The sequence below is a fragment of the Paraoerskovia marina DSM 21750 genome (assembly GCF_000701465.1).
Lineage (GTDB): Bacteria > Actinomycetota > Actinomycetes > Actinomycetales > Cellulomonadaceae > Paraoerskovia > Paraoerskovia marina.
Window position 1 is genome coordinate 1,175,891 of the sequence record NZ_JNIY01000003.1, and the last position, 11,149, is coordinate 1,187,039.

Annotated in this window: 12 protein-coding genes; 6 read left to right on the forward strand and 6 right to left on the reverse strand. The window is 70.8% G+C overall.

All coding sequences use genetic code 11. The features are described from left to right. Positions 1-83 precede the first annotated feature (83 nt). From Q343_RS0105570 to Q343_RS0105590, 5 genes are all read left to right on the forward strand, one after another. Entirely contained in the window at positions 84-332 is a 249-nt protein-coding gene (locus tag Q343_RS0105570) for a DUF3046 domain-containing protein (protein ID WP_029252598.1), read from the forward strand. A 4-nt stretch (positions 333-336) separates the two neighbouring features. Then, positions 337-2,412, forward strand: coding sequence for an alkaline phosphatase family protein (locus Q343_RS0105575; RefSeq protein WP_029252599.1), 2,076 nt, complete (start codon positions 337-339; stop codon positions 2,410-2,412). Next, positions 2,409-3,191, forward strand: coding sequence for an MBL fold metallo-hydrolase (locus Q343_RS0105580; RefSeq protein ID WP_043109289.1), 783 nt, complete (start codon positions 2,409-2,411; stop codon positions 3,189-3,191). The genes Q343_RS0105575 and Q343_RS0105580 overlap by 4 nt, the downstream gene beginning before the upstream one ends. A gap of 180 nt (positions 3,192-3,371) precedes the next feature. Then, positions 3,372-4,472, forward strand: a complete 1,101-nt coding sequence (gene recA, locus Q343_RS0105585; RefSeq protein WP_029252601.1) for a recombinase RecA — start codon at positions 3,372-3,374, stop codon at positions 4,470-4,472. A gap of 113 nt (positions 4,473-4,585) precedes the next feature. Continuing rightward, entirely contained in the window at positions 4,586-5,062 is a 477-nt protein-coding gene (locus tag Q343_RS0105590) for a regulatory protein RecX (RefSeq protein WP_231959182.1), read from the forward strand. Between the two features lie 53 nt (positions 5,063-5,115). Here Q343_RS0105590 and Q343_RS0105595 read toward each other — a convergent pair whose 3' ends face one another. The 4 genes from Q343_RS0105595 to Q343_RS0105610 form a co-directional block, all read right to left on the reverse strand. Then, a complete protein-coding gene (locus Q343_RS0105595; RefSeq protein ID WP_081829622.1) occupies positions 5,116-6,012 on the reverse strand; it encodes an amino acid ABC transporter permease in 897 nt (298 codons plus the stop codon). After that, the gene (locus tag Q343_RS0105600; protein ID WP_029252604.1) at positions 6,009-6,659 is read right to left on the reverse strand and encodes an amino acid ABC transporter permease; all 651 of its coding nucleotides are present in this window, start codon (positions 6,657-6,659) and stop codon (positions 6,009-6,011) included. Before Q343_RS0105600 ends, Q343_RS0105595 begins: the two co-directional genes overlap by 4 nt. 95 nt (positions 6,660-6,754) lie before the next feature. Then, on the reverse strand, positions 6,755-7,630 hold the full coding sequence (locus tag Q343_RS0105605; protein WP_029252605.1) for a glutamate ABC transporter substrate-binding protein: 876 nt from the start codon (positions 7,628-7,630) through the stop codon (positions 6,755-6,757). Positions 7,631-7,667: 37 nt separating this feature from the next. Beyond that, positions 7,668-8,423, reverse strand: coding sequence for an amino acid ABC transporter ATP-binding protein (locus tag Q343_RS0105610; protein ID WP_029252606.1), 756 nt, complete (start codon positions 8,421-8,423; stop codon positions 7,668-7,670). 95 nt (positions 8,424-8,518) lie between these two features. Here Q343_RS0105610 and miaB point away from each other — a divergent pair, with 95 nt between their 5' ends. Next, complete coding sequence (gene miaB, locus Q343_RS0105615) at positions 8,519-10,135, forward strand: tRNA (N6-isopentenyl adenosine(37)-C2)-methylthiotransferase MiaB (protein WP_029252607.1); 1,617 nt, start codon at positions 8,519-8,521, stop codon at positions 10,133-10,135. 12 nt (positions 10,136-10,147) lie between these two features. Here miaB and Q343_RS0105620 read toward each other — a convergent pair whose 3' ends face one another. Together Q343_RS0105620 and Q343_RS15270 are read right to left on the reverse strand one after the other, a co-directional pair. Next, positions 10,148-10,573 carry a type III secretion system chaperone family protein gene (locus Q343_RS0105620; RefSeq protein WP_162175462.1) on the reverse strand — a complete coding sequence of 142 codons (426 nt, stop codon included), beginning with the start codon at positions 10,571-10,573 and terminating at the stop codon, positions 10,148-10,150. Between the two features lie 29 nt (positions 10,574-10,602). After that, a complete protein-coding gene (locus tag Q343_RS15270; protein WP_162175463.1) occupies positions 10,603-11,145 on the reverse strand; it encodes a type III secretion system chaperone family protein in 543 nt (180 codons plus the stop codon). Positions 11,146-11,149: the final 4 nt, after the last annotated feature.

Here is an 11,149-nt window from a genome sequence, read left to right on the forward strand (position 1 = left end):
ACCATCGTGGCAGCGGGGTCCCACATCCGCCCGTCCCGGTCGGTCGACCTCCCCGTGCTGTGCCGGCGTGGCAGAGTGGGACCGTGCGATATCGGGAGTTCTGGCAACTGGTCGACGAGGTCTTCGGCGCCGACTACGGTCGCGTCCTGGCGTCCGACCACTCGTTGAACGACCTGGGGAGCAGGACGGCCGTCGCAGCGCTCGACGACGGTGAGGAGCCCCGGGTCGTCTGGCACGCCCTCTGCAACGCCCTGCAGGTTCCGGAGTCCGACCGCTGGGGGGTCGACGAGTTCCGTCAGGCGCCCCCGCAGCCGGGGTCTGCGGCATCATGACGCCATGAGGTCGAGGGTGGCGGTCACCGTGCGCGACGTGCGCGCGGCCGCGTGGTCGTTGGCGACCACGGCCCTCGGGCTCTGGATCGGCCTGGCCGTCGTCCCGGGCGCCGGGGAGGCGAGCATCGCGGCCGTGCTCGTCGCCGCCGCCGTCGTCGCCGTGGGTGACGCGCTGCTCCGGCCGTTTCTGCGGCTCGTCGCGCCGCGGACCGGCGCGGTCGGTGCGATCGTCCTGGGAAGCCTCGCCCAGGTCGTCGTGGTCCTCGCAGCTCTGGTCGCTCTCCCCGGTGTGGATGTCGGCGGGGTCGGGCCGCTGCTCCTGGTGCTGGTCGTCGCGTCGGTGGTCATGGCGCTGGCACGGTGGGTCATCGGTGCCAACGACCAGAGCTATGTGGTGGCGGACGTGGTCCGTCGGGCCGACCGGCAGGCTCGGCGCCGGGGTGTTGAGGCCCACGCCGCCCGTGATCCGGGCCTCCTGGTGATCCAGCTCGACGGCGTCTCCCGGTCGACCTTCGACTACGCGGTCCAGGCGGGGCTCGTCCCGCGTCTCGCGCAGTGGCAGGAGCGCGGGTCGCACACCGTCGACTCGTGGTGGGCCCGGGTCCCGTCCACGACGCCCGCGAGCCAGGCCGGTCTGCTGCACGGCTCGTCGCGGCAGATCCCGGCGTTTCGCTGGTGGGACCGTGCCCGTGGCCGTCTCGTCGTGACCAACCGGCCGCCGGACGCCGCGTTCGTCGAGGCACGGCTGTCGACGGGCGACGGCCTGCTCGCCCACGGGGGCGCCGCCGTCGCGACGATGTTCAGCGGCGACGCGCAGACGGCGTTGCTCGTCATGAGTCGCGCCGGACGGCGAGGAGGGCTGGGTCCCGGTCAGCTCTTCGTCCACTTCTTCTCGAGCCCGTTCCTGCTCGCCCGAGCGCTCGTCGGGACGGTGGCCGAGACGCTCAAGGAGCTCTACCAGGGGTGGGTCCAGGCTGCGCGAGGCGTACGCCCCCGGGTCTCGCGGCTGGGGTGGTACCCGTGGCTCCGGGGGGTGACGAACGTCGTGCTGCGCGACCTGATCGTCTCGATGGTCGCGGAGCAGATGGCCCGCGGGACGCCGACGATCTTCGTCGACCTGGTCGACTACGACGAGATCGCCCATCACGCGGGCCCGCTCCGGCCCGAGTCGTTGCGGGCGCTCGAGGGGATCGACGGAGTCGTCGGCACGCTGGAGGCCGTGGTGGAGTCCGCGCCGCGCGACTACCGGGTCGTCGTGCTCTCGGACCACGGTCAGGCGCTGGGCGAGACGTTCGAGGCGGTGGCCGGTGCGCCGCTCGTCGACGTCGTGCGGCGCCTGATGGCCGTCGACGCGGACCTGCCGGCCGCGACCTCGGCGGCGCGGAGCACGGACGAGTCCTGGGGTCCGGTGAACACGGCGCTCAGCTCGTTCTCCCGCGCGCCCGACGGACGGACGGTCGTGGGCCCGGACCGGACCCGGCGCGAGCGGCCGTCGCCGGACGCGCACGCCGACGAGGTGGTCGTCGTGGGCTCGGGAAATCTCGGCCTGGTCTGGTTCCCGGGGTCCGCGACTCCGCTGCGCGGAGAGGACGTCCGGGCACGATGGCCGCGCCTCGTCGACGGACTTGTCGACCAGGCCGGGATCGGGCTCGTGGTCACCCGCGAGGCACCCCGCGAGGTCCTGACGGGCGACGAGCCCGCGGAGGTCGTCGTGCACGGGGTGGGAGGCCGGCGAGAGCTGCACTCGGGCGTCGTCCACGGCACCGACCCCCTCGCCGGGTGGAGCACCCGTGCCGCCGCCGACCTGGACCGCGCCGTCACCCTGGGCGACGCACCCGACCTGCTTCTCGTCTCGTCCGTCGACGCCGCCGGACTCGTCCACGCGTTCGAAGGGCTCGTCGGCTCCCACGGCGGGCTCGGCGGAGCCCAGAACGACGCCCTGCTGATCCGTCCGGTCGGCCTGGAGGTCCCCGACACGCTCCTCGAGGCGGTGGACGGTCGTCGGATGCTCGTCGGGGCGGAGAGCGTGCACGAGAGGCTCGTCGCCTGGCAGGTCGAGCTCGGGCTGCGACCACGATGACCCTGGACGTGACGTGGCTCGGCCACTCGACGGTCGTGATCGACGTCGCCGGCGTCCGGCTGGTGACCGACCCGCTGCTCGGCCGCCACGCCGGGGTTCTCCGCCGCCGCGCCCGGCCGCCGGCCGCCACCGCGACGGCGGGTGCCGACGTGGTGCTGCTGTCGCACCTGCACCACGATCACGCCGAGGTCGCGTCCCTCCGGGCCCTGCATCCCGCCCCGGTCGTCGTCGACCGGCTCAACGCGCCGTGGTTGAGGAAGAAGGGGCTCGACCCCCGGGGCCTCGACGTCGGGCAGTGGTACGACGTCGGACCCGGCGTCCAGGTCTGCCTCGTGCCCGCGGTCCACGGGGACCGGCCCATGCCCCACCGGCCGAACGCCGCCAACGGTCACCTGGTGAGGTTGTCGAGTCCTGCCGAGTCGTCCGTGCGGACGATCTGGGCCGCGGGGGACACCGAGCTGTGCCCCGAGCTGGACCGGGTCGCCGACCTCGCCGGGGGAGCGGTGGACGTCGCGCTCGTCCCCGTCTCGGGCTGGGGTCCGCGGCTCTCGGGCGGGCACATGGGACCGGTCGACGCCGCGCGGGCCTGTGCGCAGGTCGGGGCGCGGGTGGCCGTCCCGGTCCACTGGGGGACGTTGCACGCGCCGTTCGTGGGGCAGTTCCCGCGCGGGTGGATGGACCTGCCGGGTGTCGCCTTCGGCGTGGCGCTCGCGGAGCACGCGCCGGGCTGTGAGCCGGTGGTGCTGACGCCGGGGCAGACCTGGCGACACGGCGGGTGAGCCGGTCCCTGCGGTCGAACACCTGTTCGGTTACAGTTGTGCACAGCACCCAAGACGCTGGTCCGTCCACACGACGCGGCGACCGTCACCGGCTCTGTCGGTGGCGCCGCGTACGGTCGTTCCCGACGCACAGCACAACCCGTCGGCACCCCTGGTGCCCTGAAGTGAAGGTGAACCACGATGCCAGCACCGGCAGACCGCGAGAAGGCGCTCGAGGCAGCCCTCGCCCAGATCGACCGCAACTTCGGCAAGGGTTCTGTGATGCGGCTGGGTGACGACACCCGCCCGCGTGTCGCGGTGATCCCCACCGGATCCATCGCGCTGGACGTGGCTCTCGGCATCGGCGGACTGCCCCGGGGGCGCGTCGTCGAGATCTACGGACCGGAGTCGAGCGGTAAGACGACCGTGGCGCTGCATGCCGTCGCCTCGGCACAGCGCGCCGGCGGGGTCGCCGCGTTCATCGACGCCGAGCACGCGCTCGACCCGGAGTATGCGAAGAAGCTCGGGGTCGACACCGACAACCTCCTCGTCTCGCAGCCGGACACCGGTGAGCAGGCGCTCGAGATCATGGACATGCTGATCCGCTCGGGTGCGCTCGACATCATCGTCATCGACTCGGTGGCGGCGCTCGTGCCCAAGGCCGAGATCGAGGGCGAGATGGGCGACAGCCACGTCGGTCTCCAGGCCCGGCTGATGTCGCAGGCGCTACGAAAGATCACCGGTGCGCTCAGCGCCTCCGGCACCACGGCGATCTTCATCAACCAGCTCCGCGAGAAGATCGGTGTGTTCTTCGGGTCGCCCGAGACGACGACCGGTGGCAAGGCGCTGAAGTTCTACGCGTCGGTGCGGATGGACATCCGGCGGATCGAGACGCTGAAGGAGGGGACCGACTCGGTCGGCAACCGGACGCGGGTCAAGGTCGTCAAGAACAAGATGGCCCCGCCCTTCAAGCAGGCCGAGTTCGACATCCTCTACGGGGTGGGGATCTCCCGCGAGGGCAGCCTCATCGACATGGGGGTCGAGCACGGGTTCGTCCGCAAGTCCGGGTCGTGGTTCACCTACGACGGCGACCAGCTGGGCCAGGGCAAGGAGAAGGCGCGTGCCTTCCTCCGTGACAACCCGGATCTGGCGGCCGAGATCGAACGGCGGATCAAGGAGAAGCTCGGCATCATCCCGGCGGAGGTGGCGGCGGATGCCGGCGAGGCAAAGCCTGAGGCCGACGTCGCTCCGCCGGTCGCGCCTGCCAAGGGCCGGGCCAAGGCCGCGAAGGTGGACTTCTGAGTCCTGGACGACGGCCCGACGGGCGTGGCAAGACGCCGCGCCCGTCGATCGCCGAGCGCCTCGAGACCGGGGACCTGAGTCGTGAGGAGGCGACCGAGCAGGCTCGTGAGTACGTGCTGAGGTCGCTGACAGGGGCACCGCGCAGCCGAGCCCAGCTGACCCAGGCTCTCGGGCGGCGCGGGTACCCCGAGGAGCTCGTCGAGCCTCTGCTCGACCGGATGGAGGAGGTCGGCCTCGTCGACGACGCCGCCTACGCGGACTCGCTCGTCCGGACACGGTACGCCGAACGCGGCCTGTCGCGGCGCGCGCTGGCCGAAGAGCTGCGCCGCAAGGGGATCGACGACGATCTCGCCGCCGACGCGCTCGGTCAGGTCGACGACGACGACGAACGAGCCGCCGCCGCGGATCTCGTGCGTCGACGACTCGCCCGGACACGGGGTCTTGACCGGGACGTGCGTGTGCGTCGCACCGTGGCCGCGCTCGGCCGCAAGGGCTACGGCCCCGGTCTCGCGTTCGAGCTCGTACGTTCCGAGCTCGAGACCGAGGCGGACGAGCTCGACGGCCAGGGCGTCGACGACGCGGGCAACTGACCGCGCGCCCCTGTCGCCCTGGCCGAGAGTCTGCTACTTGCCCCGAGAGTCTGCTACTCGTCGAGCATGACGCCGGGTTGCTTGCTGGCCGGCGTCGGTGAACCGCCCCCGGAGGGTGTGTTCCGGGCCTTCTTCTTCGTCTTGCCACCCGCGCCCAGTCGGCGTTCGACGACGACCGCCGTCCGCGAGAGCGTGATGTTCACCGTCAGGTAGATGGCCAGAACCGCGACGAAGAGCGGCAGGCGGTACTCGTCGCCGAAGAAGCTGTAGTTCAGCTGCATGGTCCGCAGGAGCTCGCGATACCCGACGATGAAGCCGAGCGACGTGTCCTTCAGCAGGACGACGAACTGGCTGATCAGCGACGGCAGCATCAACCTGACCACCTGTGGCAGCTGGATCAGGCGCAGCGTCTGACCGCGCGTCAGGCCGATCGCCGTCCCTGCCTCGACCTGGCCGCGGGGAAGCGCCGCCTGACCCGCCCGGAGGATCTCCGCGACGATCGCGGCGTTGTACAGCGCGAGCCCGAAGACGACCGCCCAGTAGGCGGAGAGCCCGAACGCGAGCAGTCCGAAGAACATCATGAGCAGCACGGGCATGCCGCGCAGGAACTCGATGACGGCGGTCGCCGGTCCACTGATCCAGCGGGTCCGTGCGGTGCGGAGGCCCGCCAGGGTGAGGGCCAGGACGAGGGCGAGGGGCGCGGCGACGGCGGCGGCGGACATCGTCTTGCCCAGGGCCTTGAAGAGTGAGGTCCACACGTCGGACGCGGTCTGGCCCTTGGGTGGGTCGACGAACACGAGCCAGCGGTCGTCGAAGAGCCCGTCGGCAGCCATCTTGGTCGCGAGCCAGACGAGAGCGCCGAGAGCGACGACCGCGACGGAGATCGACGCGATCCGCTCCAGACGTCGGGTCCGCGGTCCTGGCGCGTCGTAGAGGACGGACGTGCTCATCGGCTGAACACCACCTTGCGCTCGATGAACCCGGCGAGGACGCCGGACGGGATGGTGATCACGAGATAGAAGAACGCGACGCCCAGGAGCATCCAGATGACGTCCGCCGGATAGTCGCGCGAGAGCCCTCGGCCGGTCGCGGTGAGCTCGACGACGGCGAACCCTGCGGCGACGGAGGTGTTCTTGGTCAGTGCGATCAGGACGTTGATCAGCGGTGGGACGACCGACCGCAGGGCCTGGGGCAGGACGACGAGGGTGAGGGTCTGGACGCTGCCGAGCCCGATGGCCCGGGCCGCCTCTGCCTGGCCGACGCCGACGCTGTTGATCCCGGACCGCACGGCCTCGCAGACGAACGCCGACGTGTACACGGTCAGGGCGATGATCGCGGGCGTCGTGCCCAGCGGCAGGATGACCCCTGCCGCGGGAAGGATAAAGACGAAGAAGATGAAGACGAGCGTCAGCGGGGTGTTGCGCCCTGCCTCGACGAAGACGGTGCCCATGAACCGCAGGGACCGCAACGGCGAGACGCGGAAGGCCGCGAGGAGCGTGCCGAGCACGAGAGAGAGGATGCCGGAGACGACGGCGAGATAGAGGGTCATCGTGAAGCCGTCCCAGTACCGGGGGAGGGCCTCAATTACTGAGTCCATGGTTCCTGCTTCCGGTCAGCGGGCCGGTCGACGTCGTCGTCGACCGGCCCGCTACCTCGTCGGGGTGTGCTCGTCGTGTGTCGGTGCCGGGCGGCTCAGTACCGGTCGACCGCGGGCGGCTCGGCCGTCGGCAGGACGGTGCCGGCCGTCTCGTCCCAGGCCGCCTGCCAGCGGCCGTCGTCATAGGAGGCCTCGAGCACGTCGTTGATCCAGGAGCGGAACTCGTCGTCGCCCTTCGCGATACCGATCCCGTAGGGCTCCTCGGTGAACTGGTCGCCGGCGATCTTGAAGTCGTCGGGGCTCTCGTCGACGTAGCCGGCCAGGATCACGTTGTCGGTCGTGACCGCGTCGACCTGTCCGTTGCGCAGGGGGTCGAGGCAGTCGGTGTACGCCGCGAACGTCTTGAGCTCGACGTCGGGGTAGTTGTCCTCGATGTTCTTGGCGGGCGTCGACCCGTCCACCGAGCAGGCAATCTTGCCGGCGAGGTCCTCGGGCGTGGTGATCGAGTCGTCGTCGGCCCGCACCATCAAGGCCTGACCGGCCGAGTAGTACGGTCCGGCGAAGTCGATGACCTCTTTGCGCTCGTCGTTGATCGTGTACGTCGCGACGACCATGTCCACGCGGCCGTCCTGGATGAACGGCTCACGGTTTTGGGAGACGGTCTCGACCCACTCGATGCCGTCCTCCGAGATGCCGAGCTCTGCGGCGATCATCGTGGCGATCTCGACGTCGAACCCGACGGGGACGCCGTCGGGGCCCTGGAGGCCGAAGAGCGGCTGGTCGAACTTGGTCCCGATCGTGATCGACCCCGCCTCGGCGAGCTCGGCCATGGTGCTGCCCTCGGCGAAGTCTCCCGCGGAGACGTCAGCCGGCTCGGACGAGTCCCCGTCGGACGAGTCGTCGGAACATGCTCCGAGCATGAGTGTGGTGGCCGCGGCGATCGCCACCCAGCCTGCAGTCCGTGTACGCATTGCAGTTCTCCTCGTGTCGTGGTTTTTGTTGGGGTGGTCAGTGGGTAAGGATCTTCGAGAGGAAGTCCTGCGCTCGCTCGCTGCGAGGGTTCGTGAAGAACTCCTCGGGTGTCGCCTCCTCGACGATCTGGCCGTCGGCCATGAAGACGACGCGGTCGGCCGCCTTGCGCGCGAAGCCCATTTCGTGGGTCACGACGACCATGGTCATGCCCTCCTTCGCGAGCTGGACCATGACGTCGAGCACCTCGGTGATCATCTCGGGGTCGAGCGCAGAGGTCGGCTCGTCGAAGAGCATGACCTTGGGGTGCATCGCGAGGGCGCGGGCGATCGCGACGCGTTGCTGCTGGCCGCCCGAGAGCTGTGCGGGCAGCTTGTCGGCCTGGTTCGCGACACCGACGCGGTCGAGGAGCGCCATCGCCTCCTCGTTGGCGTCGGCGACCTTGAGTCCGCGCACCTTGATCGGGCCGAGAGTCACGTTCTGCAGGACCGTCTTGTGCGCGAAGAGGTTGAACGACTGGAAGACCATCCCGACGTCGGATCGCAGCTGGGCGAGCGCGCGGCCCTCGGCGGGCAGGTCGACGCCGTCGATCCGGATCGTGCCGGAGTCGACGGTCTCCAGACGGTTGATCGCCCGGCAGAGGGTCGACTTCCCGGAGCCCGACGGGCCGATGACGACGAGCACCTCCCCGTGCGCCACCTCCAGGTTGATGTCCTGCAGGACGTGGAGCTCGCCGAAGTGCTTGTTCACGTCGTGGAGCTCGACAAGAACGTCGCTGGTTGATTCGTCGGTCATTTCCCGAACGTAGAGGATCGGTGTGTTGTGCGCTACTTCCGCCGGTAACGGTCCGGGAACGATTGCCCGCGGCCGCGCGCCGTATCCTGGTGGGGATGTCCACCACCGCTCTGCCGCACGCCGCCGCCCCCCAGCCGACGACCGCCACGCCGCCCCGCACCTACGCCGTGCGCACCCTGGGGTGCCAGATGAACGTCCACGACTCCGAGCACATGGCCGGGATGCTCGAGAACGCGGGCTATCGGCGCGCGAGCCCGGAGGACGAGGCGGCGAACAAGGCGGACGTCGTCGTGATCAACACGTGCGCCGTTCGCGAGAACGCCGCGAACAAGCTGTACGGCAACCTCGGGATGCTGGCGTCGGTGAAGGCGGCCCGTCCCGGCATGCAGATCGCCGTGGGCGGCTGCCTCGCGCAGAAGGACCGCGGGACGATCGTGGAGAAGGCGCCGTGGGTGGACGTCGTCTTCGGCACCCACAACCTCGACGCCCTGCCGGTGCTGCTCGAACGGGCTCGCCACAACGACGCCGCCCAGGTCGAGATCGCCGAGTCGCTGCAGGTCTTTCCGTCGACGCTGCCGACCCGGAGAGAGTCCGTCTACGCCGGGTGGGTGTCGATCAGCGTCGGGTGCAACAACACCTGCACGTTCTGCATCGTCCCGCACCTGCGCGGCAAGGAGAGGGACCGCCGTCCGGGCGAGGTGCTGGCCGAGGTCCAGGCACTCGTCGCCCAGGGCGCCATCGAGGTCACGCTGCTCGGCCAGAACGTGAACAGCTACGGGGTCGAGTTCGGGGACCGTGGCGCGTTCGCCAAGCTGTTGCGCGCCTGCGGTCAGATCGACGGACTCGAGCGCGTGCGCTTCACGTCCCCGCACCCGGCAGCGTTCACCGACGACGTCATCGAGGCGATGGCCGAGACGCCCAACGTCATGCCGCAGCTCCACATGCCCCTGCAGTCCGGCTCGGACCGGATCCTGCGGGCGATGCGCCGGTCGTACCGCAGCGCGAAGTTCCTCGGCATCCTGGACCGGGTCCGCGCGGTGATGCCGGACGCCTCGATCACCACGGACATCATCGTCGGGTTCCCGGGAGAGACGGACGAGGACTTCGAGGAGACCCTGCGCGTGGTGGAGGCGTCGCGGTTCACGTCGGCGTTCACGTTCCAGTACTCCCCACGTCCGGGGACCCCGGCGGCGGACCTCGGCGAGCAGGTTCCCAAAGAGGTCGTCCAGGAGCGGTTCGACCGTCTTCTCGCCCTTCAGGAGACGATCTCCGGCCGAGAGTCGGAGCGGCAGGTCGGACGGACGCTCGAGGTGCTCGTCACGGAGGGCTCCGGCCGCAAGGACGGGACGTCCCACCGCGTGACCGGGCGGGCGGCGGACAACCGGCTCGTCCACCTCGCCCTGCCGGCCGCGGCGCAGGACCTCGCCGAGGGGTTCGGCGGCGCCGACGACCCGCGCCTGGCTGACGTCGTCGACCCCCGGCTGCCGCGTCCGGGCGACGTCGTGACGGTCGAGGTGACCCGGTCCGCGCCGTACCACCTGATCGCCGACTCCGCCGTCGCCGGCGGCACCTTCGACGTCCGACGGACTGCCTCGGGTGATGCCTGGGTCGCCCGCGAGCGTGCGCGTCTGCGTGGCGAGGACGACCACGGGCACGGCGCTCCGGCGGCGCCCGGTCCGGTCGTGCTCGGCCTCCCGACGCTGCGGCCGTAGTCCCGCGGCGGGCTACTCGACGCGCACGAGCGAGTCGAGCGCCTCGAAGAGCGCCAGGCAGCCGGCCACCCCGGTGCGAATCGCGTGCGCGAGCTGGGCGTCGGTCGCTCCGAGCTCGAAGGGCGTCGACACCTCGCCGTAGACCAGGAGAACCCCCTGCTCCTCGCGAGCGTGGGCCGCAGGCCACAGGCCGTCGCGGTTCCAGTCGTTCAGCACCTGGACGAGCGCGTCGTGGTGCTCCACGGGCGTGGTCCGCGCGGCTCGACCCCGCACCTGCAGCAGCCCACGTTCGTCCCCGAGGAGGAGGAACCAGAGCCGGTGCCCGTCCCAGGTCCCGGTCAGCACGCCGTCGCCACCCACCCTGAACGCATAGCCCTGGCGGGTCAGCTCGTCCGCGACCCGACGGGGCGTGACAGGGGCCGGTGCCTCGGTGGCCACGCCCGGACGTCGTCGCCGCCCCCACAGCCTCACGGCGCCTCCGCGATCGGGTCCGGATAGGTCCCGTCGACGGCGTCGAAGAACGCCACGGTGCTCCCGATCGCCGTGCGCAGCAGGTGGTCCAGCTGCGCCTCGCTCACTCCGGTCTCGACGTCGATGCTCACGCGGCCGCCGAGCAGGACCTCGCCGTCGTCGTCGACCCGGACCGAGGCGGTCGGCCAGACGCGCTCCGCGTTCCACGCGTTGCACAGCCGCCAGAACTCGGTCAGGCGGTCGATCGTCGGTGTCCGCGGCCAGTCGGCCCGCAGGTCGAGGATCTCCGTGTCCGCGCCGATCGCACGGACCGTGAACTCTCGACCTCGCCACGACCACACCAGGTCGTCCTCGACGTCCCGCGCCGCGTTGATCCCCAGGTGGAGCAGGCGCGCGTGCAGACGGTCGACGTCGAGCGGGCGGAGACGGTCGTTCCCGGCGTCCGGGAGACGACCGAGCTCTCGCACGAGGACGTCCTCGACCGCGGATCGAAGACCTGCGTCGTCCGGGGTGCGGCGACGGCCGCCGAATAGCCTCACGTGG